At 51.3% G+C, this 23,691-nt stretch carries 16 protein-coding genes and 2 pseudogenes; 3 read left to right on the plus strand and 15 right to left on the minus strand.

Annotated elements, in window-relative coordinates; translation table 11 throughout:
- A pseudogene (locus M3090_RS05105) lies at positions 1-173 on the plus strand (IS256 family transposase); the annotation flags it as partial.
- On the opposite strand, the pseudogene M3090_RS05110 reads toward M3090_RS05105, so the two are convergent.
- The 9 genes and pseudogenes from M3090_RS05110 to M3090_RS05150 form a co-directional block, all read right to left on the minus strand.
- Positions 172-841: pseudogene (locus tag M3090_RS05110) on the minus strand (phage integrase SAM-like domain-containing protein); the annotation flags it as partial. The pseudogenes M3090_RS05105 and M3090_RS05110 overlap by 2 nt on opposite strands.
- Before the next feature lie 810 nt (positions 842-1,651).
- Positions 1,652-2,686: a UDP-glucose 4-epimerase GalE gene (gene galE, locus M3090_RS05115; RefSeq protein ID WP_249054333.1), complete on the minus strand. Its 1,035-nt coding sequence runs from the start codon at positions 2,684-2,686 to the stop codon at positions 1,652-1,654.
- A 97-nt stretch (positions 2,687-2,783) separates the two neighbouring features.
- Positions 2,784-3,383: an electron transport complex subunit RsxA gene (rsxA, locus tag M3090_RS05120; protein ID WP_249054334.1), complete on the minus strand. Its 600-nt coding sequence runs from the start codon at positions 3,381-3,383 to the stop codon at positions 2,784-2,786.
- Between the two features lie 78 nt (positions 3,384-3,461).
- Complete coding sequence (gene rsxE, locus M3090_RS05125) at positions 3,462-4,058, minus strand: electron transport complex subunit RsxE (RefSeq protein WP_249054336.1); 597 nt, start codon at positions 4,056-4,058, stop codon at positions 3,462-3,464.
- A gap of 2 nt (positions 4,059-4,060) precedes the next feature.
- Positions 4,061-4,690, minus strand: coding sequence for an RnfABCDGE type electron transport complex subunit G (locus M3090_RS05130; protein WP_249054339.1), 630 nt, complete (start codon positions 4,688-4,690; stop codon positions 4,061-4,063).
- Positions 4,687-5,679: an RnfABCDGE type electron transport complex subunit D gene (locus tag M3090_RS05135; protein ID WP_249054342.1), complete on the minus strand. Its 993-nt coding sequence runs from the start codon at positions 5,677-5,679 to the stop codon at positions 4,687-4,689. Before M3090_RS05135 ends, M3090_RS05130 begins: the two co-directional genes overlap by 4 nt.
- Before the next feature lie 166 nt (positions 5,680-5,845).
- Positions 5,846-7,180 carry an electron transport complex subunit RsxC gene (gene rsxC / locus M3090_RS05140; protein ID WP_249054343.1) on the minus strand — a complete coding sequence of 445 codons (1,335 nt, stop codon included), beginning with the start codon at positions 7,178-7,180 and terminating at the stop codon, positions 5,846-5,848.
- A 37-nt stretch (positions 7,181-7,217) separates the two neighbouring features.
- Entirely contained in the window at positions 7,218-8,087 is an 870-nt protein-coding gene (locus M3090_RS05145) for a Fe-S cluster domain-containing protein (RefSeq protein WP_249054453.1), read from the minus strand.
- A 76-nt stretch (positions 8,088-8,163) separates the two neighbouring features.
- Complete coding sequence (locus tag M3090_RS05150; RefSeq protein WP_249054454.1) at positions 8,164-8,586, minus strand: SoxR reducing system RseC family protein; 423 nt, start codon at positions 8,584-8,586, stop codon at positions 8,164-8,166.
- Positions 8,587-8,734: 148 nt separating this feature from the next.
- Here M3090_RS05150 and M3090_RS05155 point away from each other — a divergent pair, with 148 nt between their 5' ends.
- The gene (locus M3090_RS05155; RefSeq protein WP_249054344.1) at positions 8,735-11,704 is read left to right on the plus strand and encodes an AsmA-like C-terminal region-containing protein; all 2,970 of its coding nucleotides are present in this window, start codon (positions 8,735-8,737) and stop codon (positions 11,702-11,704) included.
- Positions 11,705-11,829: 125 nt separating this feature from the next.
- Complete coding sequence (locus M3090_RS05160; protein WP_249054348.1) at positions 11,830-13,011, plus strand: iron-containing alcohol dehydrogenase; 1,182 nt, start codon at positions 11,830-11,832, stop codon at positions 13,009-13,011.
- Positions 13,012-13,149: 138 nt separating this feature from the next.
- Here M3090_RS05160 and M3090_RS05165 read toward each other — a convergent pair whose 3' ends face one another.
- From M3090_RS05165 to M3090_RS05190, 6 genes are all read right to left on the minus strand, one after another.
- A complete protein-coding gene (locus tag M3090_RS05165; protein WP_249054349.1) occupies positions 13,150-15,888 on the minus strand; it encodes a substrate-binding domain-containing protein in 2,739 nt (912 codons plus the stop codon).
- A gap of 126 nt (positions 15,889-16,014) precedes the next feature.
- Entirely contained in the window at positions 16,015-16,896 is an 882-nt protein-coding gene (locus M3090_RS05170; protein WP_249054350.1) for a carbohydrate kinase family protein, read from the minus strand.
- A 422-nt stretch (positions 16,897-17,318) separates the two neighbouring features.
- Positions 17,319-18,479: an MFS transporter gene (locus M3090_RS05175; protein WP_249054352.1), complete on the minus strand. Its 1,161-nt coding sequence runs from the start codon at positions 18,477-18,479 to the stop codon at positions 17,319-17,321.
- Between the two features lie 162 nt (positions 18,480-18,641).
- Positions 18,642-20,468, minus strand: coding sequence for a GH32 C-terminal domain-containing protein (locus tag M3090_RS05180; protein WP_249054353.1), 1,827 nt, complete (start codon positions 20,466-20,468; stop codon positions 18,642-18,644).
- Between the two features lie 647 nt (positions 20,469-21,115).
- On the minus strand, positions 21,116-21,976 hold the full coding sequence (locus tag M3090_RS05185; protein WP_249054354.1) for a DUF4469 domain-containing protein: 861 nt from the start codon (positions 21,974-21,976) through the stop codon (positions 21,116-21,118).
- Positions 21,977-22,103: 127 nt separating this feature from the next.
- Positions 22,104-23,687, minus strand: a complete 1,584-nt coding sequence (locus M3090_RS05190) for a glycoside hydrolase family 32 protein (protein WP_249054355.1) — start codon at positions 23,685-23,687, stop codon at positions 22,104-22,106.
- Positions 23,688-23,691: the final 4 nt, after the last annotated feature.

A 23,691-nucleotide genomic window follows, 5' to 3' on the forward strand; every position in this document is an offset into this window, starting at 1 on the left:
AAATCAGAAAGTACACCAAATCAAAGCTTTCATTCCCCTCAGATGATGCCGTCAAAAAGACCGTGTATCTTTCACTTATGGAGATTGAGAAGAAATGGACGATGCCTATTTCAAACTGGGGATTGATTATGAACCAGTTTATGCTTATCTTTGAAAACAGAATACAGATATAAGAAACTCACGCTCCTTGACATTCGGGCTGATGTAAAACTGCGCAAACGGGCTTCTCGGTATCAGTCCGTTGAAGTGCACACGTATCACCACGCCTTTCAGCCACATGCACTTCTCCCATATCGTGCCGTTGCGCAATCCCGCTTCCGTGGAGAAATAAACCGCAAACTCCTTGATGAAGTCGGGCGTAAGCTCCAGCATCGACATGTCGCTGCGCTTGTAGAATGAGTTGATGAATGCCGCCACATAGCTCCTTGCCCTACTCTTGATTGATAGGTCGCCATCTTCCTGTCCTTGTCGACACGTTTCTTGAATACTTCCTCTCACGATCGAAGGCCTTGAGCAGCGTTTCATACTCGCCGCCTATGCCCTGATAGGCGTTGCGCACCATCTCTGCCGTCACAAACGCCTCACGGTCGGATATGCGTTGGTAGTGCTTGATGATTTGCGCCTTAATGTTGTCGAGCGCAAGGTTCGTTTCCCTCGCCTCCACGTTCTTGCTCTTGACACGGTTTCCCTTTGCGTCCCCATAATATCTTTGGGATGCCCACTTGCAACTGAACTGCGCCACCGTCCCGTTGATTGTAACCCGTCCCATGATGGGGACAATTCCGTTCTTTTCCTTGCTGCCGTTCGCATAGAACAGCACACGAAATGTGCTCCTTGCCATACTCGTTCTTTTTGGGTTGTAAAACTATAAATCAACGAGTTAAACCTTGATAAGTAAATCTACGCAGAGCACAGCAAATAAAACGGCGACTGTTAAATCTGCACTTTCGTCGGGTAATGACTTGGAAACCGTCTTTCTGCTTCAATCCGCTTAGAAACGGTTTTCACCCTTTTCCCAACTTCCGTAATTTTCTCCTAACTACTTAATTCACAGATCATATTGCGTTAATCTGCCATAATTCGTCGGATATTCCACAGATTCTCCGTAACTTTAGTCTCTGAGAACATAGTGGTAATCGCTTAAATGCTATAATTGGACAATATAAATTTAAAGATTTTATCGCTATGTTACTAATTCTCAAACGAATAATTTTAATCTTTATATCGAACTCACGTTAATTTGAAAGAAAAAATTATTTCTCCCTTTCCGTAAAAATGATTCTTTTCAATTTGTAGACTTAAATCTCAGAGAAGTTGCTAACAAGAAATTCTTCTTATTCCGTATTGCAAACTTATATGCTTATCCCCACTAAAAATCTACTGCCCCAGAATATCCGCTGCCCTCAAAAGGTTACGTTCAAACGAAAACAAAAAAAATAAGCTCTGTCTCTCGACAAAGCTTATTCACAACACAAACACAAAATAAAACACGACAAAACTACTATGCAAATTACCTGTTTTTGCCATGGGGCAAAATGCATGCAATGGATATTCACATAGGCATCGCACACTCAGGTTTGCATATAAACCAACAAATGCGGGGAAGCATTTGTTCGGTATTTCTTCTTATTTTACTAAAAATATTTTCCAATTACTGTATGCCTCTTTCACGAAGCTTCAGTTGCCACTTCCAAGCAGAGAGCAAAGTGTCTTCAATGCTCGTATCGGCTTTCCACCCCAGCTCTGTATTGGCCAGTGTAGGATCGGCCCAGACTTTTTCAATATCACCAGCACGACGGGGCGCCATCTGATAGTTCAGCTTTACACCTGTGGCTTTCTCGAAAGCCTGTACTAACTGAAGCACCGAAAGGCCATGACCCGTACCGATATTGAATACTTCTACCTTGGATTTTTGTTTCTTTTCCAAGATACGGGCAATGGCTACAACATGCGCCTTAGCCAAATCTACTACATTTATATAATCGCGGATACACGTTCCGTCCGGCGTATCATAGTCATTGCCGAATATGCTCAATTTCTCGCGGATACCGATAGCGGTCTGTACGATGTAAGGCACCAGATTTTGTGGCACTCCATTGGGCAGTTCTCCCAACAGAGCTGACGGATGTGCCCCTATCGGATTAAAATAGCGCAGCAGAATAGCACTGATAGGTGATCCGGAAGCAATGGTATCTTGTATAATCTCTTCATTAATCTGTTTCGTATTGCCATAAGGCGACTCTGCTTTCTTAATCGGCGCTTGTTCGGTAACCGGAAGTTTGTCCGGCTGACCGTAAACCGTACAAGACGAAGAGAACACAATGCCTTCTACTCCATATTTCGGCATCAATTCAAGCAGGTTGATCAACGAAACGATGTTATTACGGTAGTAAAGCAACGGTTTCTGTACAGATTCGCCCACAGCCTTGCTGGCAGCGAAATGAATGATGGCCTTGATTCCGGCATATTTGGCAAATACGCCTTCCAAACCTGCATAATCCAAGCAATCCAGTCTCTCGAAAGCGGGACGGATACCGGAAACGGCTTCTATATTATCAACCACATCTGCACTGGAATTGGACAAGTTATCAACGATAACCACCTCATAACCTGCATTCTGAAGTTCTACCACAGTGTGCGAACCTATATAGCCCGTACCCCCTGTAACCAAGATTCTTTCTTTCATACGCTATGTTATATCTTTTCTTTGTCTCAACGTATTGACGGCACAAATGTAAGGATTTAAATTCACAATCTATCTAAAATTTGAAAAAAATCGCGATTTATAAGCCAAACAAAGCCGATAATCCTTTATCCACTCCTGAAAAACCCATAAATGCCATGGCCAACAACCCGGCTGTCAGCAAGGCTATGGGAGTGCCTTGCATACTTTTTGGAATAGCGGAAAAGCGCATTTGTTCGCGCAGACCGGCAAAGAGTACCAACGCCAAGCCGAATCCCAGCGCCGTAGAAAAGGCGTAAATGACCCCTGTCAACAAATCGAAGTTTTTCTGAATGACAAGGATGGCCACACCCAAAATACAGCAATTGGTGGTAATCAGAGGCAGAAAGACGCCCAAAGCCCGATAAAGTGCCGGAGACACTTTCTTCAGGATAATCTCTACCAATTGTACCAGCCCCGCAATGACTAAAATAAAAGTAATGGTCTGCAAATAGGCAAGGCCAAAAGCATCCAACACAAATTTCTGGATGACGTATGTAACCAAGGTGGACAATGTAAGCACAAAGGCTACCGCAGCCGACATGCCCAAAGCCGTATCGATTTTCTTGGAAACTCCTAAAAACGGGCAGATGCCCAAGAACTGAGACAGAACTATGTTGTTGACAAAGATGGCCGAAATAAAGATTAATAGGTATTCCATAATATCATTTTTGTTTTTAACCGAAAATCAGAAAAGGCAAAATCCTGCACTCGCAAACGGCAAACAGTCATCTGCCATTTATCGCTTTGCTTCATTACGCTTAAGCTTATTGACAATAGCTATCAAATAGCCCAATGCAATGAAGGCACCCGGTGCCAGGATAAAGAACAAGACTCCATAATCTTCGGGGAAAAGGGTGAAACCAAAAACTTTGCCGGTGCCCAACAGCTCACGCACGCTGCCCAACAGGGTCAAAGCGATAGTAAATCCCAGCCCAATGCCCAAACCGTCGAAAAATGCAGGCAGAGGACTGTTTTTGGCTGCGAAGGCTTCGGCCCGCCCCAAAACAATGCAATTGACTACAATAAGGGGGATGAACAGTCCCAACGTTTTGTAGAGCGACGGCACATAAGCCTGCATCACCATCTGGAGCAGCGTGACGAAAGAGGCTATGACCACTATGTACGAAGGGATACGCACCATGTCCGGTATCAGGTTCTTGATGGCCGAGATGGCTACGTTGGAACATACCAGCACGAACATCGTGGCCAGTCCCATGCCCATGCCGTTGATGGCGGACGAAGTAGTGCCCAGCGTGGGACACATGCCCAACAAGAGCACAAAGGTGGGATTTTCACGTACAATCCCGTTTATCAGTACTTTCATGTTATTCATAATCAATCCTCCTCTGTATGATGTTCTACATGCTGCGAAGCCCCCGTGGCCCCGTCTGCCGTTTCTTGTCCCGCGTAAGCTGCATAGGCTGCATTAACGGCCGCCAGAAAGGCCCGCGTCGTGATGGTAGAAGCGGTAATGGCATCGACCTGCCCGCCATCTTTCGTGACAGCCAGCGGCGCATGCCCCGGGTTCATCCCGGTAATGTCTCCCTTGTGGCCGGTCTTGAACCAATCTGCCGCCTTCGAGCCCAGTCCTGGCGTTTCGGAATGTGACAAGAGTGAATAGTCCAAGATGTTTCCCTCGGCATCAAAACCTACCAAAACACGCAATTCTCCACCAAACCCCATTGCAGAAGCTTCTACAGCCGCACCTATATAGGTTTCTCCTTGCATGGCTGGATAGACTGCATATTCAACGCCGTCTACTGTCTGCACTTTCTTTTCGGCTATAGGGTCATTGTCGAAACCTGGAACTACTGCATTTACGGCGTCACTCAACGCCTGCGCCTCGGCCCGTGCGATAGGCCCGGCCGTAAGCTGGTTCACATAAGCCAACAGCGCCACGGACACGATGGTCACCCCTGTCAGCACCAGCAACATGTTCTTTAAAGACGATTCGAGTTTTTTCATCTTTTTTTCGCTACCTCCCCAAAGCGTTTTGGTTTTACATAGGTATTAATCAACGGAGTAAAAGCGTTCATGATAAGAATGGCGAACGACATGCCTTCCGGATAGGAGCCAAAAAGACGGATGACAACCGTCAGCAGGCCAATGCAGACGCCATACAACAACATGCCGCGATGATTCATGGGCGAAGTGACGTAGTCAGTAGCCATAAAAACGGCTCCCAACAACAAGCCTCCCGTCAAGAGGTGTGTGATGCCATCGGCATATTTCATCGGGTCGACCCAATGCATGGCTTGCGTCAATACAAACACCGTGACAAGGATGGAGACCGGAATATGCCACGTGATTATCTTCTTCCACAACAAATAGGCAAAACCCAATAAGAGAGCCAACGCACTGACCTCGCCGATGCAACCGGGATTGTTGCCCAAGAACAGGCCGAAAGAAGCCGGCAATTGGTCTAACGACATGCCGGGAACTCCGCCGGCAGCACCTTTCATCACAGCCAGAGGAGTAGCGGTTGTCACTGCATCGGCATAGGTCAGCCACTGTCCGGGAGCCGGCCAACTGGTCATCTGTGCCGGGAACGACAACAGCAGGAAGGCACGTCCGGCCAAGGCCGGATTAAACAAGTTACACCCCAATCCGCCAAACGACATCTTTACGACACCGATGGCAAACAGTGCCCCGACCATGACAATCCACACAGGCAGGTTGGAAGGCAGATTGAAAGCCAACAGCACACCCGTTATGATGGCAGACCCATCGGCTATGGTAGTATGCGCTTGTTTCAAAATGTATTTTCCTATGACCCATTCAAAAAACACACAAGCAGCTACCGAAGTAAGCGTTACGACAAGTGCCCCTATCCCGAAAAAAAGCAGCGATGCCAGGAATGCCGGCAACAAAGCCAACAGCACGCCATACATATTTCTCTTCACGCTGTCCTTTCCGTGAACATGAGGCGACAGGGATACAACAAACTTTTCCATATAAGACTTTGCATAATTAAGTTCAAACAAACGCGCAAACGCGATTTAATCCAAAAATCATTCCCGAAACACGGCCTCATTCCTCGACATCCGGTAAGTCCGCGGCCCGTGCCCGGGGAAAGCATCCTTCGTGTCCGAAAGAAAGACGGCCCTTGTCCGGAAGGCATCAGCCTTTTTTCCGAGCCCGTATCATGGCACCAACTTTTGCCTTGCCCAACCGGACATAATCCAAGATAGGACGATGGGAAGGGCAAGTGAACTGACACGAACCGCACTCGATGCACGACAGGATGTTTTCATTCTCCGCCCGCTCGAAATCGCCGTGAGCCGACACGGTTGCCAGCAAATAAGGTTCCAACCCCATCGGGCAAACGGCCACACATTTGGCACAACGGATGCAGGGCTGTACAGCCGACCGGCGGGCTTCCTGCCCACCCATCAACAAGATGCCCGAAGTGCCTTTGCTGACGGGAACATCCAGATTGACCAAAGCCTTTCCCATCATGGGGCCACCGCATATCACCTTGCACGTGTCTTCGGGCAGTCCCCCGCAGGTTTCCACCAACTGGCGAACCGGAGTGCCCATCCGTACACACAGGTTAGACGGATTGCTCAACCCATCGCCAGTGACTGTCACGACACGCTCGAACAAAGGCTTGTTTTTCTGCACAGCCTGATAGACAGCAAACACGGTAGATACATTTTGCACGACAGCCCCCACAGAAACCGGCAAGGCACCGGCCGGCACCTGCCTCCCCATGATGGCCTCAATCAACTGCTTTTCCCCGCCCTGCGGATATTTCATTTGCAACGGTACGATTTCAATGCCGACATAAGCAGCAGCCACCTTTTTCATCAGGCGGATGGCATCCGGCTTATTATTCTCGATGCCGACAAAAGCTTTGTTAACCCTTATTGCCTTCATCAAGATAAAGACACCCACCATAATTTCTTCGGCATGTTCCAACATCAACTGGTGATCGGCCGTCAGAAAAGGTTCGCACTCCACGCCATTGACAATAAGACATTCCGGACGACAAGTAGAAGGAGGGCATAGCTTGACATGAGTGGGGAAACAGGCTCCTCCCATGCCCACGATACCGGCATCGGCAATCTTCCCTACGATTTCATCTGCCGTAAGGTTACATTCTTTAACCAACGTATCGCTCCGGTCGATACCTTCTTCCCATTCGTCTCCCTCCACATCAATGAACACCGCAGGTTTGGGATAACCACTGGCATCGATCACAGCATCTATCTTGTTCACACAACCGCTGACCGACGAATGTATGGCGGCAGACACCACCCCCACCGGTTCGGCAATCTTGGTACCTACTTTCACCCTGTCGCCTTTGGACACCAAAGGTTTGGCAGGCGCCCCGATGTGCTGCCCCAACAAAATGGCCACTTGCCCGGAAGGCAACACAGGCATTATGGGACGGTCGGCTGAAAGTTTCTTTTCGTGTGGATGGATTCCACCGATTGAAAAAGTCTTCCACATATAGTTTATACTGATTCGTTTATTTCTTCTTTACGTCTCAAGCTTCCATTTCTGATAATTCCTTGGCCGGCTCCGCTTCTCTCGGTTTGCGCGGCGGGAAATGAAGGGCAGCAATGGCACCTTGTGGACAAACATCTTCGCATTTACGACACAGCTTACACTTGTGCGGGTCAATATAAGCCAGGTTATGCTCCATGCTGATAGCCTCAAACGGACAGGCCTTTACACATTTTCCACATCCGATGCAAGCCACCGCGCAAACTTTACGAGCCACACTCCCCTTGTCCTGATTAAGACAACGAACATAAACACGACGGTCATTCTTCCCGCGAGGACGAATTTCAATAATGTTACGCGGACAGGCCTTGGCACATGCTCCGCAAGCAGTACACACAGACTCGTCTACTTCGGGAAGCCCCGTGTCCGGATTCATGTGAAGCCCGCCAAAACTGCAGGCATCCACACAATCGCCACCCCCCAAACAACCATAACTGCATCCCGTCTCACCTTCGTACAAAGAGGACATGATGGCACAAGTGCGCGCTCCGTCGTAAACATTCAATTGCGAACGATTGGCACAAGTCCCATTGCAACGGACCACAGCCACCAGTGGTTCACTCTCCTCTGCCTTCAATCCCAGAATAGCAGCGACCTGGTCCATCACAGGCTGGCCACCGACCGGACATCGCTTTCCATCCAATGAAGCACCCTTTACACAAGCAGCAGCGAAACCGTTGCAACCGGGATAGCCACACCCCCCACAATTAGCTTGAGGCAACACCGCCGCTACCTGGGCTATACGAGGATCTTCGTACACAGCAAACTTTTTGGAAGCAACATACAATATTGCCCCCAGTATCATGGCTATAACGCCCAATGATATTACAGCTATCAGAATTGCATTCATCATGAATTTGAAGATTAAGATTCGAACAATGGATATCAGTAAAGGATAAGAAACGGGAGTACTCGGAATAGCAGAATCAAGGAGAAAAAGGCTGTATCGAGAAAGAGAACTGCCTTTCCAGCCGTTTTCGGAAAAGCCACATTATATAATAATATGGGACTAACAAAAGCAATGAAAATACGGCCGCCAACAACTCACCCCAATCCAACGACAAAAATAAACAAAGAGACAGTAATAAAATCAGGAACGGAAAAACAAAGGCCCACCAGACAGCACGCCTACCTACCGACATTTCGCACATCACCCACACCTCATCGCCCAAGCGGTAAGCAGAAGCATCAGAAGCCAGCACTTCCACTTGGTTCTCACGCACATCTGCCGACGAGCAATAGCCCTTTGCGCCACATCCCGCACAAGCAGACGTCTGCACAATCCGTACTGTTAGAAGATTGCCTTCTACGTTTTTCACGATACCTCGGTGTTTGATGACATTTGCCATTTTGCAAAGCATACATTACAATTCTTGGCAAATTTACACATTCATCCGGGATTGGCAAATCTTTTACAGAGATTTTCTTTAACGAAATGTTTTTTGCAAAAATAATCGCTACTTTTGCCTCACCAACTCGATTTAACTTTAAAAAGATATGAATACATCTATCAAAAAAACGCTCCGTATCGGTGCCGTCGTTATCGCTTCATTGATAATCCTATTAACCGGAAGCATCGCTCTTCTCATCAATTTCATATTTAGTCCGGAAAAACTAACCCCCATAGTGCTGAAAGCAGCCAACCAGAACATGAATGCACAGTTGGATATGGACGGTGTGGAACTGACCTTCTTTTCCACATTCCCTCGTTTTGGACTGAAACTGACTGACGGGACGTTGGTCTCGAAAGCCGTACGCGACACACTGTGGGAAAGGAGTGACACGTTGGTTTCTTTTAAGAAAGCAGTACTCGTCATCAACCCCATCGACTATTTGGAAAAGAAAAAGGTGACCGTCTATCGTCTCGCCCTGGACAGTGCCAAGCTTTATGCTTACAAGCATTATGACGGACGTACCAATTGGGATATCATAAAGACAGATACAACGGATACAGAGACTGACACTATAACCACAGACACCACCCGCCTCATCCGCGAAATAGACGTACGACGTATAGTAATCCGCCATGCCTCACTGACCTTTGATGACCGAGAAACCAACGTATTTGCCAACCTCTGGGACGTCAACCTGAATCTGAAAGCCCAATGGCAAGAAGGTCATTCAATGCTGGCAGTGGATTGGCGCAACAAGAATATACTTTTCTGGCAAAACGGCGAATTACTGGCCAACCGCATCGCCACCCACCTATACACCGATATTGAATTGAACAGAAGTGACCGGAGTTTATCACTACACGACACACGACTAAACATCAATGATGTAGAGCTGGACGTTAAAGGAACGTTGCAACGGGATACAACAGCCCGTGCCATCCATGTGGATCTGGCTTACAACCTGCACGCCCCTTCCATAGAAACTGTATTGCACATGATTCCCGAAAGCATCCTCAAGAAAGAAAAAGTTAAAGCTGGAGGAGAAGTCTTACTGGAAGGTACTTTAAAAGGATTGTACGGAAAACAAAAGATGCCGCTCGTTACGTTGAAAGTACAGATGAATAATGTAACAGCCCAATATGACCGGCTGCCTTATGGCGTAGACAATTTCAAAGCAGACTTTTACGGGCAACTGGACTTGATGCGCCAACAGCCGTCTTATGCAGACTTAAAAATCCTACAGTTCAAAGGAGCACACACAGACATACTGGCTGATGCAAAAATAACTGACTTGCTTCATGACCCAGTCATAGATTTCCACACCGAATCATCCATAGATCTCACAGCTTTGGCTCAAACCTTTCCCTTGCAAGAAGGCATCAGCATGGGCGGTAAACTGGACGCCAAGTTGCGCCTCCACACTCGCCTTTCTTCATTAAAGAAAAAAGACATTGGCCGCATCAAAGTTAAAGGAGATATAGCCATGACAGATTTGTTCCTACGAGATACAAATAAAGCATTTGACTTTACGTCGGATGCTTCGCTCAGTTTCATCGGCAACGAAGTTTTAGGAGCCAAGGCCGAAGTGAAGAACTTGACTTTACGTTCACGCCGTCTAAATTCTGACTTACAAAGTTTGAACGCAGTAGTAAAAACGACCAATCCACAAGATACAACCCGCATTGCCCACATGGAATGTAAGCTTGAAATGAACCGTCTGAAGGCATCAATGAGCGACTCGCTGAATGTATTCTGCGGGAAAAGCGCTGCTACCATAGAGCTGAAGCCGAGTAAACACAATCCCGAAAAGCCACAAATAGGACTGGCCCTGGAAGCTGATACTCTTTTTTGCCGCATGGGCACTACTCAAATGGGCATGGACAAAGCCGGCATTGGCATAACTGCAGAAAAGCTACGTGATTCGCTGTGGATACCGAAAGGCATTGTCGGTTTCAACCATCTGCTTGTCCGCACACCGATGTTTGCCTTGCCCGTACAAATGAAAAGGACGTCTCTCACAGTGGGAGACCGTGCTATCACCCTGCGTAATGCGACTTTACGCATCGGACGTTCGGACCTGACAGCCAGCGGCGCAGTCTATGATCTTTATGGTGCCATGAAACATCACAAGACTTTACGCGCCAAATTGTCGTTAAGCTCCCGCAATTTGAATTGCAACCAACTGATACGCTCCATGTCTTTCCCGCAAGACACACTGGTAGCCGAAACAGACACCTTACCTGCCGACCTGAAGCTGTTTGTCATCCCGAAAAACATTGACTTCGAGCTGCAAACCAATCTTCGCCGCGTACGCTACGGTAAAATGTTGTTTGAGAAAGTGCAGGGAAAAGTAGACATACGCGACCAAGCTGTACACCTGCAAGAACTAAGCATGCAAGGACTGGGAGCCACCATGAACACTACCCTGCTCTACCGAGCCCAACAAGCATCTGACGGCTACGCCGGTTTCGATTTTAAACTGCATCGGGTAAATATAGGAAAGTTGGTAGACTTCATCCCTTCATTGGACAGTATCGTGCCCATGTTGCGTTCGTTCGAAGGGGTAGTTGACTTCAACGTAGCAGCCGAAACGTATGTGGACTCTTGCCTGAATTTGAAAATACCGACACTACGCTCGGCCATTCACTTGGAAGGTGACAGTCTGGTATTGATGGATGGAGAGACTTTTGCTGAAATATCCAAGAAGTTCTTCTTTAAGAACAAAAAACGCAACCTGATAGACAGCATCGCCGTCAACATCAGTGTACAGAACGGAAACGTGACTGTTTATCCCTTTGTCGTACAAATAGACCGCTATCGGGCGGCCGTAGGTGGCACACAGGATTTGGACATGAATTTCGATTACCACATCTCTGTACTTAAATCACCTATTCCCATCAAATTCGGGCTAAATATCCGTGGCAATCTGGACGACATGAAATTCGGCATCGGAAAAGCGAAATATAAAAACGCGGTCACTCCTGTAGAAATCCACAAGGTAGACAGTACGATTGTCAACATGGGCCAACAAATCGTGCAAGACTTCCGCAAAGTTATCCGACGGCGGGAATGAGACAATGTGAAACCAAGAATCTGTAATTTGGTTACATTTATCCGTAAGTCAGTTATAGTCTTCGGAGAGAAATCAGACTACCTTTGCCGCAGAAAAAGGATGTATATACTTTTAAATCATCAAGTATGGAAACAAATCTTATTTACGACATGTATGTTCCGACCCGCCTGATGTTCGGGGCCGGTGTATTGAACCAACTGAACGAGCAACCGATGCCGGGCAAACGCGCCCTGATTGTCATCTCCAACGGCAAGTCGACCCGTGCAAACGGTTACTTGGCACGCACGGAAGAACAACTGCGCAAAGCAGGAGTAGAAACAACGATATTCGACGGTGTAGCGCCCAATCCGACCGTAAGCAATGTAAATGCGGGGGCAGAAGCTGCGCGTAAAAACGGTTGCGATTTCCTGGTAGCCCTGGGTGGGGGCAGTGTGATGGACTGTACGAAAGCCATCGCCGTCATGGCAACCAACGAGGGAGAGTTGTGGGATTATGTATCGGTAGGTTCGGGCAAAGGGAAACCTATTGCCGTAAAACCTCTGCCCATCATCGCCATCACGACAACGGCAGGAACCGGGTCAGAAACAGACAACGCGGGTGTCATTACCAAAGAAGACACGCATGAAAAGGCATTTGTCGGAGATGCAACGCTCTTCCCTATCCTGTCTCTTGTAGACCCCGAGCTGATGGCCAGCGTGCCTCCCACATTTACAGCCTACCAAGGTTTTGACGCCCTATTCCACAGCACCGAAGGCTACATCGCCAAAGGGGCTAACCTGATGAGCGACATGTATGCCCTGGAAGCTATCCGCAACATTGCCGAATATCTGCCGCGCGCTGTGAAAGACGGCCAGGACTTGGAAGCCCGCACACGGGTAGCTTTCGGCAACAGCCTGTCGGGAGCTGTCATGTGTCTGACGCTCATCACCAGCGAACATGCTTTGGAGCATGCCTTGTCGGCCTATCATCCGGCCTTGCCTCACGGTGCGGGGCTGATTATGGTCAGCAAAGCCTACTATAAGTACTTCATCGAACATCATGGATGCGACGAGCGCTTCGTCCGCATGGCGCAAGCGATGGGAATGCCCGAGGCGACGAAGCCTGAAGACTTCCTGACAGCGCTGACCCGTCTGCAAGAAGCCTGCGGCGTGGCAGACCTGAAAATGTCTGACTACGGCATAACGCCCGCCGAATTCGGCACCCTGATGCGCAATGCCCGTGAAGTGATGGGAATCATGTTCAGCAGCGACCGCGTGCAGATGACAGACGAAGACATTGTGAACGTATATGCCGAGTCGTACAAATAAACCCGGCCACGCATGCTCTTGAACAAGCAGGGATAAGACATCCGGCATCATACGGCTGGGCTTATCCCTGCTTCTTCTATCATGACAGACGTCAAGCCGCTGATACCGGGGTTGAAAATTAAATAGGAGTTCCTTCAACTACTTTTTCCGTTTCCCGGTCGGGTTCTCTCCGAACTCTTCTTTATAGCATTTCGTGAAATAAGAGGGCGAGGAGAAACCCACTTCATAGGCCACCTCAGATACGCTCATCTCTGTCGTCAGCAACAAAGAAGAAGCTTTCCGAAGACGTAGGCGGCGCAACAGTTCGTTAGGCGAAAAGTTAGTGAGCGACTTCAGCTTACGATAAAGTTGCACGCGGCTCATGCCCATTTCATGCCCCAATTCTTCCACGTTCAACGACGAATCCTTCATCCGCTCTTCCACCAACGCTTTAAAACGGGAAACAAAATCTCTGTCCATATCGTTCACATCTCCTCTCTCCGGCAACTGCCCGTCAGTGAAAAACTGCTTCATGCGACAACGGTTGTCCAACAGATTCCGTATCCGCGACAAGAGAAGCTGAGAATTAAAAGGCTTAGAAATATACGAATCAGCACCACCGTCATATCCTTGTATGCGCTGTTCGTCCAAAGAACAAGCTGTCAGTAAAATCACCGGAATATGGCAAGTTGTAACTTCTGCTTTCAAACGACGGCAACATTCGATGCCATCCATCTTCGGCATCATTACATCACAAATGACCACATCCGGCACGAAGCGTTGCGCCTGGCGTAGCCCCGTTTCTCCGTCAGAAGCCGTCAGCACGCGATAGTCCTTGGCCAGCAACGAGGAAACATAATTACGAATATCGGCATTATCGTCTATGACCAGGATGACAGGAGCATCCGGATTGGCCGGTTCTTCCTGCAAATCATCATCGTCCGTATCCATATCTGTGAAGGATGCAGATACAAGCTCGTGCGCTTCATCTTCCGTCGAGACAAGCAACGAGCGTTTGGGAAATGTGGCCACAAACGTAGTTCCTCTCTCGTCGCTGTTTGCCATGACATGGCCACCCTGCATCTCGACAAACGCATGTACTAGTGCCAATCCTATTCCCGTCCCGGCCAAACTGCCTTCTGCCTGATAGAAACGTTCGAAGATAGCCTCTGCTTCTTCCGGAGAAATGTAGCTGCCGGAATTGAATACTGAAAGTTCGTAACAGTCTTCCTTGTCGGTCAAATGTATCGTGATTTCTCCTTTCTCCGGTGTATATTTTACGGCATTAGACAAAAGATTGAAATAGATGCGCTCCATCTTCCCGGCATCAGCCATCGTACAGAAATCGTCATCTCCCACCACTTGAAATGAAAAATGGATGTGCTTCTTGTGCAAAGTAATGCGAAACGCTTCATTCCAAAGCAAGAAGTTCTTACGCAAATCAAACGGTGCCAAATGCAAATCCATACGTCCGTTCTCTACCTTACGGAAATCAAGTATCTGATTGACCAGATTCAACAGCACGCCCACATTCTTGCGAACCAGCTCCAGCATCCGACGGGGCTGTCCTTTGATCGAAGCATCACCCAGCAACTGCTCCACCGGGTCGGCAATGAGTGTCAACGGTGTCCGGAAATCATGAGAGACATTGGTAAAAAAGACCAGCTTGGCATGAGTCGCCGTTTCCAACTCATGCGACAGTTGTTCCAATTGGTCTTTCTGCTGCTGTAAAGTGCCTTTTTGCGCTTCCAAAGTCCGTGTTTGTTCCTCTAACATCCTTTTTTGGCGGGACAACTCTCTATTCAAACGGCTTTTAGCCCGCAAAGAGAGATAAACTACCAGCAACAACCCTATCAGCAACAGCAACCCAGCCAAACTGACTGACAAAATGATCTGCTGAGTAGCATACTGCTCCAAATAATGATTGATACGTCCGCTCAGCGTTTCGATTTTTTCGTCCAAGGCAGTGATATGTGCAGTCTGCAGTTGCATAATGGGAGCGTTGGTACTATCCACCACCGATGTGTTCATATTGGTCTCCCGCTCGAACGGACGGTTTGTCAAGATTTTTATGGCAGTTTCCACCACCTCGTCACCCCCTGTCGGATAAATGAACGTAGCGCTCAGCCTGCCGGCCAACACACTCTCCAATCCATAGCTTTCGCCCGAAAGAGCATCGGTCCCGATGAAACGAATGTTTTTCTCCCGCCCCCGGCTCAGAGCTGCCGCATATGCCCCGTCAGCCATGCGGTCGTTGTGTGCATAAAGCACATCAAACTGCGGATAGTCATCCAGCAGACTATCCATTTTCATTTCCGCCTTGTCGCGCAACCAGCCTCCGTCGGCCACGGCCAGCAGACGAATCTCCGGATAAGCGCTGATGGCTTTCATAAAACCGGCATGGCGGTCGATGGCAGGCGTGGAGCCGGACAATCCGGTAATCTCTATGACAGAACCTTTCCCTGAAAGAATGTTGGCTATGTAGTTGCCGATGGAATAACCGATGCCGTAATTATCGGCGCCAATATAAGCCGTGTATTTGTCAGAAAGAATCTTGCGGTCGACCACAATTACTGGGATGCCCCGGTCGTATGCTTCTTCCACAACAGGCGTGATAGGCTCTGCTTCGTTGGGTGAAACCACCAGCAGGTCAATCCCGTCGTGAATGAAACGGCGAATATCCTCGGCTTGCCGCTTGCTGTCGTCTTTGGCTGTGCGGATGACCACCTTCAGGTCTTTGTAGAAGCCCGCCTCACGCACGATTTCTGCGTTTTGCTGATGACGCCATTCATCGTCACTGCACTGAGATACACCAATGACGTAGCGTGGACGTTCTTGTCCGCAGGAAAAAAGCAGGAAGCAAAGGAAGAATATGAGAAAAGGAATCAGTCGTTTCATGATATTTATTCAAGCATTTGTCGCCCGCAAATGTAAAGAATAAAACCAAGAAAAGAAAGACGGAGAAGAAAAAAAGTGAGAGGGGAACCCATTTGACAGGTGGCACGCCCCTCCCCCTCTTTCATACTACATCTCTATCAACTCGGCGGGCAGCAGAGGCATGGCCCCATTCTGCGTGCAGACATAGGCGGACGTGCAGACTGCCAACCGATGGGCATCTTCGACAGGCGCCCCCTTCAGGATGGCTGAAACGAAAGCAGCGGTAAACGAGTCGCCCGCGCCGACGGTATCGGCCACCTCGACCTTGGGCGTTTCCTGGAAGTAGACCCTGCCGGGTGTGAAGACGTAGCTACCGTTGACGCCGCAGGTCAGGATGAGCATCTTCAGGTCGTACTTGCCCAGAAGTATCCAGCACTTGTCTTGCAGGTCGATGCCGGGATAACCGAACATGCGGCTGATGGTCACCAGCTCCTCGTCGTTAATCTTCAGCACGTTACACTTGCGCATCGACTGGCAAAGCACTTCCTTGGTGTAGAAATTCTGGCGCAGGTTGATGTCGAAGATTTTCAGTTGGCCCTCGCCGTCGGGCATGGTGTCGAGGAAGCGGTTGATGGTCTCGCGCGACACCACGCTGCGCTGAGCCAGCGAACCGAAACAGACGGCGCGTGTCTGCCGGGCCAAGCCGTCGAGCGATACGGTATAGGGGATGTTGTCCCAAGCCACGCCTTCCTTGATGTCGTAACACGGTACTCCGGCGTCGTCCAGCGTCACCTGCACGGTGCCTGTCGGATAAGGCACGACTTCCACCATGCCGTTCAGCCCCTTGTCGCGGAAGCTGTCCAGAATCTCTGTGCCGAGCTTGTCGTTGCCCACGGCACTGACCACACGGCTGTCGAGGCCGAATTGCGATACGTGATATGCAAAGTTGGCGGGTGCTCCGCCCAGTTTCTTTCCTTCGGGCAGCACATCCCAGAGTGCTTCGCCCATTCCTACTACGATATGGTTCATAATATATACGGTTTTAAAATGATTCATTTAGCGGGATTAACCACAGATGACACGGATGATACGGATTGGCACGGATTATTTAATAGGTGCCTGTCATGTCGAGCTTGTCGAGACATCTCAGGCAACGCATGAGGGAGCCTTATGTGAGCCCCCTCGACTATGCTCGGGGTGACAGATACATCTGTGGTCATCGGTGGTTATAAGTAATCATTCCTATTTAGTTTATACTATTTATACTAACGATGTATCTGTCATTCTGAGCGAAGCCCGTAGGGCGTAGTCGAAGAATCTCACTACATGCACTGCCCAAGGGAATCGTGTTTTTCGGGAGATGTTTCGACTTCGCTTCGCTACGCTCAACATGACAGGCACACAGCATATAAATTAATTTTCAACATCTACTTATCCGTGTAATCTGTGGTTTAAACTTTCTTCATGCGGGCGGCATAGACGATGAGGTAGAGCACGCCGACGGTCATCACCAGCACGGCACCCAGTTGGCCGATGGCATCGCTGGCGAAGCCCATCAGCAGGGGGAAGACGGTGCCGCCGAACAGGCCCATGATCATCAGGCCGGAAATCTCGTTCTTCTTCTGAGGCATGGCCAGCAGGGCTTGCGAGAAGATGATGGAGAAGACATTGCTATTGCCGTAGCCGATGAAGGCGATGCAGATATAGATAATGTAGTGCACGTCGGATACAGACAGCCCAATCATGGCTACCAGCATCATCAGCACGCTGACCCACAAGAAGGAGCGGGAGGAGCAGCGCGAGAGGATGAACGTGCCGCTCAGGCAACCCAGCGTACGGAAGATGAAGTAGAGCGACGTGGCCCACGAAGCTTCGTCGAGCGTCAGTTCCAGGCGTTCCATCAGCAGCTTGGGCGCGGTGGTGTTGGTACCGACGTCGATGCCCACGTGGCACATGATGCCGAGGAAGCACAGCAGGATAAACGGGTTGCCCAGCAGGCGGAGGCAGGCGACGAAGCCCGAAGCCCGGTCGGGCTGCTCCTCGGCGATGGGCGTGGCGCCGAGCCAGAGGATGGCGAGCACGGCAATCACCATGTAGATGGGGAAGAGCACGCGCCAGTCGAGCCCAAGGTCCGGTATGGCGTGCGTGGCACCCCACATGGCGATGTAGGGGGCGAGGAACGAGGCGATGGCCTTAACGAACTGGCCGAAGGTGAGGGACGACGCGAGCCGGTCACCGCTGATGATGGTAGACAGCAAGGGATTGAGCGACGTCTGCATGAGCGCGTTGCCGATGCCGAGGAGCGAGAATGAGGCGAGCATCAGCCCGTAGGAGTCGCCGAAGATGGGCAGCGCGAGCGACACGGCGGTGACCACGAGGCTAAGCAATACGGTGCGTTTGCGGCCGATACGGTTCATCAGTATGCCGGTGGGCACGCTGAAGATAAGGAACCAGAAGAAGACGAGCGAGGGGAAGATGTTGGCCTCGGAGTCGGTCAGGCCCAGGTCGGCTTTCACGTAGTTGGATGCGATGCCTACCAGGTCTACAAAGCCCATAGCGAAGAAGCAGAGCATGATGGGCAGAAGTTTGGATATATTGGTCTTGGTGTTCATAACGATAGAATGAGTGATTAGTGGATGTAGCACACAGATAACGCAGATGGAACAGATGTGCACAGATTTTTTTATAGCTGATGAACGGTGTCTGACCAGAAAGACAGAGACATCTGCGGTCATCTGCCATATCTGTGTCATCTGTGTGCCATAAATTCTTTGTTACTTGATGCGATAAATGTTTAGTTTGGTTACCTTGACGCTGCCGCGCCCGCAAGCGAACGCCAGGCGGTCGTAGGGTGCGGAGGGGAAGAGGCGGTTGGTCATGACGAACTCGCCGCCGTTGCCGAAGGCTTCGATGCTGGAGCGGTCGACAAAGAGGCGCAGGCGGATGGTGCCGTCGCACGAGGCGGGAGCCACGGTCATGGCGGGGAAGTCGGCGTTGAAGTCGACCAGGCCGCTGCGGCTGCGGTCCATGACGAACTGCGAGCGGGTGACGTCATAGTACATGAGCAATTCTTCCTCGCGGTCGTTGGAGAGGATGATGTCGATGCGTTCGGCACCGTTGCTGCGAAGCTCGAGCTCGATTTCATAGCTGCCGCGGTTGTCGTCGAGCAGGGAGGGAATGTCGTGCGTTTCGCGGAAGGTGAACGGGGGGAACCGACGGGCATCGCCGCGGGCTTGCTCCATCTCGCGCACGGGGGCACAGCGGAGCAGCAGTTCGCCGTTGCTGCGGTAGAGCGAGAGTTCACGTGCCAAGGTGTTGGCACCGCGGTATTGGCTGGTAGGCAGGACCGCCTGGTATTGCCAGTTGCTCATCCACCCGAGCGCGACGGTGCGCCCGTCGGGGGCGTTGCTGAAGGTCACCGTGGCGTAATGGTCTTTTCCCCAGTCCATCCACTTGGTACGGGTGGGAGACTCGTTCGTGAAGCGCTTGCCGTCGAACGTGCCGACGAAGTACTGGGTGGCGTTGCCGCCGAAGGGGCCGCCGGGGTTGATGTTGCAGATGAGCACCCATTTCTTTTCATTGGTGCCTTCTATGGGCAGTTCCACCAGGTCGGGACATTCCCACACACCGCCGTGCGCGCCATGTTTCAGGCCGAAGGAGCTTTCTTTCTTCCACTCACGGAGATTGGGGGACGAGTAGATTTCCATCTGTTGTCCCACGGCCAATATCATGCACCAATGCCGGGCGGGAGCATACCAGAAGACCTTGGGGTCGCGGAAGTCGGGGCGGTCGGAGGTGATGACGGGGTTGCCAGCATACTTGGTGAAGGTGCGCCCGCCGTCGGTGCTGTATGCCATGCTTTGCGACTGGCTGTCGCCCCAGGGCGTCGCTTTGGCCGAGGTATAGAACGCGATGATGGCGCCAGGGCCGAAGCCTGCGGTGTTATTGCTGTCGACCACGCACGAGCCGCTGAAGATGGAGCCGAGGGCGTCGGGCGCGATGGCGACGGGCTCGTGCTTCCAGTGCACGAGGTCGGTGCTGGTGCTGTGTCCCCACGTCATGTTGCCCCACGTGGAGCCGTACGGGTTGTATTGGAAATAGAGGTGCCACGTGCCGTCGAGGTAGAACATGCCGTTGGGGTCGTTCATCCATCCGTAGAGCGGCGTGTGGTGGTATAGGAGGCGGAAGTTTTCGCGGTTGGTGGTGTCGAAGGTATCGGACAGGCGGAGCGACTTCCAGCAACTGGAGTTGGCGGGCATGCCTTGCACGTCGACGGTGACGTTTGTGCCGAGAAAGGCCGAGAGGTCGAGGGGCACGTAGTAGTCGGTATGTTCACGCGCCAGGCGGACGTTGACCGTTTCGGTGGCCGCGCGGTTGTCGCTGCTGATGAGTGTCAGCTTGGCCTCGGGGGCGCTGTCTTGGACGGGCAGCAGGAGAAAAGTCGGGGCGTTGTGTATGCTGATGAGGTTGTGCTCGCGTGCCAAGTGGCGGACGGTGAGCTGTGGATGGTCGTCTGCCCAAGCTTGCGGAGCTTGACAGAACAGCAGGGCAAGGCAGATGGCTCTTGCGGTGCGTAGGAGATTGTTTTTAGATAAGTGCATGTTGGATTAAGTTAAGTTGTTAATATTAGTTTTCTATTATTAGTATTGGTTTGTATGCCTGCACCGCTTGTCACCCTGAGCGAAGTCGAAGGGTCTCACTATGCGTTAGGGAGATGTTTCGGCTTCGCTGCGCTACGCTCAACATGACAGAGAGGGCGGCAGGTAGTGAAAACCTGCACCGCTTGTCACCCTGAGCGAAGCCGAAGGGTCTCACTATGCGATAGGGAGATGTTTCGACTGCGCTGTGCTGCGCTCAACATGACAGGGAGGGCGGGCGGTAGTGAAAACCTGCACCGCTTGTCACCCTGAGCCTAGCCGAAGGGTCTCACTATGCGTTAGGGAGATGTTTCGACTGCGCTGCGCTACGCTCAACATGACAGGGAGGGCGGGCGGTAGTGAAAACCTGCACCGCTTGTCACCCTGAGCCTAGCCGAAGGGTCTCACTATGCGTTAGGGAGATGTTTCGACTGCGCTGCGTTGCGCTCAACATGACAGGGAGGGCGGGCTGGGATGGCATAATTTACGTAGCGGAGCGCGAAGGCTTCACTTCGCGGAGCGCGAAGGCTTCACTTCGCGGAGCGCGAAAGCCTCGCTTCGCGGGTCGCGAAGGCTACGCTTCGCGTCTCGCTACGTAAAGCAAGTAGTTGTCATCCGAAGGTGCCTTGACCACTATCGTCGTCATCGCTGCCGCCTGGAATATCCGTAGACTCCTCGCCGACAACAAAGTTGGTATCCATTACCACGACGCGTGGTTCTTTTAGCACGAAACTGCCATTATTAGAAAGCTGCGTACACAGCTTCACGCTCCACACACTCCCTTCGGGTGCGTCGGCGGGCAGCACGAAGCCCACTTGCGACTTGGTGTTGGGATAAAGCTTGTTTACGGGGAAGAAGTACGAAGTGCCGTCCGAGCCATCTACACGCGTGATGGTCACGCCGATGTCGTCGCCTTCGCCTCCCACCTTCAGGTTCTTGCCCTTGATGATGCAGGTTTGTCCGGCAGCAATGGGCACACCCTCTCCGCGGGTCACCGCTTCGGGGTTTTGCGCGTCTTGCGCACTGACTACGCTGTACAGTTGCGGACCGCTCGCCGACTTGAGGATTTCGACGTCAATCTCTGCATCGCTCAATGCTTCGCGCATCTCTTTGCTCATGCTATACGCCACACCCAGTGTCATCCGCTCACGGTCGGGTGCCGTGTTCAGCTCGCTTTCGATGAATACGCCCTGAACGGTGGGACGGAAGTAACCCACAGGCAGCGTGATGCTGTATCCGGACGACAAGTACCACATCATGCGTTGCAAGAGTTGGCGGCCCGTGCGGGCAATGTCTTCCGGGTCTTCCTGCCGCGTGCTGAGCGCGGCCACCTCGGCAGCCAGGTCGTCCAGCGTGAGGCACTTTTGCAGTTTGGGCCGGAGGTAATAATCTTTTGTCTCGTCGGTGGTGAATGACAGCGGCAATGCGCGCAAAGGCAGTTTCGCCTTCTGAGTCGGGTCTTTAGTTGCCATAGCAATTAAATTTTAAAGTGAATGAATATAACTTAATTTAATCCGTGGGGGAAGACTTGTCCTCCCCTCACGGCAAAAATAAGCATATTATCCTATAAAACAAACTTTTGTCCCGGAATATTTGACTTTAATAGCAACTCACCAGTATATCCGTCAGCCGGACAGAGCCGTTGTAGCAGTTGACCGACCAGCAGTTTTTCTGCGTACCATAGATGCGGTTCGTGTAGGCGACATTGTCGTTGACGTAGACCGTGCAGACGGAATTGTCGGTGTAGACCACGATATGATATACCCCGTCGGCGGGCGTGTTGAACGTATAGCTGTCAATTCCATTCACGAAGCCGATACCGCTGGGGCCTTCCTCTTCGAAGTTCAGCTTGCGCCGCGTATCGCTTTCGGGATTGACGATGATGCTATAATACTTTTCCGAATCAGTGCCGCGCGCCAGCGACAGGCCGAAGCGGTCGGTCTGCGATGCGGTGGTGACGGTAAACTCGATGCGGTTGTGTACATTCAGGCGGTTGAACAGTAGGTAAGCATTATCGGTCAGCGTATAACCTTCCGCGTCGCTGCTGACACCCTGCTCGCTCTGCGCCACGACCCGCACATCGACGGCAGTGCCATACTTGGCCTCTATGCCTCCGACGGCGCCCAGCGTCAGCGTACCGTCCTCGTGCTGCACGATGCGGTGCGCCACCAGGTTACCGGCCCACTGAGGCTCGTTGGGCGACGCGCCCACGGCCGTATTGTCACCCCCCTCGCGCGTAGGACACCAGCCCCAGATATAACGGTTCACGCCGTCCGAAGCCGTCTTTCCGGCATAGAAGCCGCGCGAGTCCAGAAAGCCCTCGTGGTCGTCGGGCCACAGCCCGGCATCGCCCGCAGTCGTCGCCTTCAGTTCGTCCAGCGTGCGCCCCTTCAAGTACTGCACGCGGCGGATGGCACTGTGCTTCTCCGAGTAGACCAGATACCACCACTCGCCCATGCGGAACAGGTCCGGGCACTCATAGAAGCGGTCCCACATCATCGTCATGAATACACCGGCGTGCTGCCACGTGCGGAGGTCGGACGAAGTGAACTCCGCCAGCGAGCCCTTGCCATCCTTGGTGGTCGACACCAGCATGTGCCACAATCCGTCTTCACCCTGGAACACGAAGGGGTCGCGGAAGTCGGTGCGGCTATATCCATAGTCAGTTCCCGCCAGGCGGAACGTGCGGTCTTTCGTCCAAGTGCGGAAGTCCTCGGACGTGGCATACATCACTACCTCCTGCGTGGCCGTGTGCCCCGTATAAAAAGTATAGTACTGTCCCTCGGCCTCGTTGTACACCGTACTTCCCGTTCCTATGGCAGCGTCAGCCTCGGCAGCCGTCCCCGTAGGGATAAGCTCGCCCATCGACGTGTAGTGAGCGGCATCATCGGTCTGCACACACCAGATGGGGTGGTACGTGCTTTCCTGATTAGGACGGTACTCCTGAAGGTACATCACCTTGAAGTCACCCTCCACCGGGTCGTAGAAAGGCATCGGGTCGCCCACGTAGCCCACGTAAGGTTTGTAATAAGTGCCGAACGTTGCTTCATCCGTCGGACTGAAATAAGTGCTCGTGCCGTCCCAATCGCGTTGCGTCAGGATAGGGTCGCCAAATTCGTTGCTGCAAGCGGAGACTGTGCTCAGCAAAGCTGTCATTGCAAGGGTAGATATCATTGTTTTCATTGTT

Origin of the sequence: Bacteroides sp. ET71 (genome assembly GCF_023336905.1) — a bacterium.
GTDB lineage: Bacteria > Bacteroidota > Bacteroidia > Bacteroidales > Bacteroidaceae > Bacteroides.

Coding starts and splice junctions, on each gene's coding strand:
- M3090_RS05150 (WP_249054454.1), bottom strand. CDS start 8,586: ATGGCAAATGTCATCAAACACCGAGGTATCGTGAAAAACGTAGAAGGC.
- M3090_RS05160 (WP_249054348.1), top strand. CDS start 11,830: ATGGAAACAAATCTTATTTACGACATGTATGTTCCGACCCGCCTGATG.
- M3090_RS05190 (WP_249054355.1), bottom strand. CDS start 23,687: ATGAAAACAATGATATCTACCCTTGCAATGACAGCTTTGCTGAGCACA.
- M3090_RS05130 (WP_249054339.1), bottom strand. CDS start 4,690: ATGAAAAAACTCGAATCGTCTTTAAAGAACATGTTGCTGGTGCTGACA.
- rsxC (WP_249054343.1), bottom strand. CDS start 7,180: ATGTGGAAGACTTTTTCAATCGGTGGAATCCATCCACACGAAAAGAAA.
- M3090_RS05170 (WP_249054350.1), bottom strand. CDS start 16,896: ATGAACCATATCGTAGTAGGAATGGGCGAAGCACTCTGGGATGTGCTG.
- M3090_RS05185 (WP_249054354.1), bottom strand. CDS start 21,976: ATGGCAACTAAAGACCCGACTCAGAAGGCGAAACTGCCTTTGCGCGCA.
- M3090_RS05165 (WP_249054349.1), bottom strand. CDS start 15,888: ATGAAACGACTGATTCCTTTTCTCATATTCTTCCTTTGCTTCCTGCTT.
- M3090_RS05135 (WP_249054342.1), bottom strand. CDS start 5,679: ATGGAAAAGTTTGTTGTATCCCTGTCGCCTCATGTTCACGGAAAGGAC.
- M3090_RS05155 (WP_249054344.1), top strand. CDS start 8,735: ATGAATACATCTATCAAAAAAACGCTCCGTATCGGTGCCGTCGTTATC.
- M3090_RS05175 (WP_249054352.1), bottom strand. CDS start 18,479: ATGAACACCAAGACCAATATATCCAAACTTCTGCCCATCATGCTCTGC.
- rsxE (WP_249054336.1), bottom strand. CDS start 4,058: ATGAATAACATGAAAGTACTGATAAACGGGATTGTACGTGAAAATCCC.
- galE (WP_249054333.1), bottom strand. CDS start 2,686: ATGAAAGAAAGAATCTTGGTTACAGGGGGTACGGGCTATATAGGTTCG.
- M3090_RS05180 (WP_249054353.1), bottom strand. CDS start 20,468: ATGCACTTATCTAAAAACAATCTCCTACGCACCGCAAGAGCCATCTGC.
- M3090_RS05145 (WP_249054453.1), bottom strand. CDS start 8,087: ATGAATGCAATTCTGATAGCTGTAATATCATTGGGCGTTATAGCCATG.
- rsxA (WP_249054334.1), bottom strand. CDS start 3,383: ATGGAATACCTATTAATCTTTATTTCGGCCATCTTTGTCAACAACATA.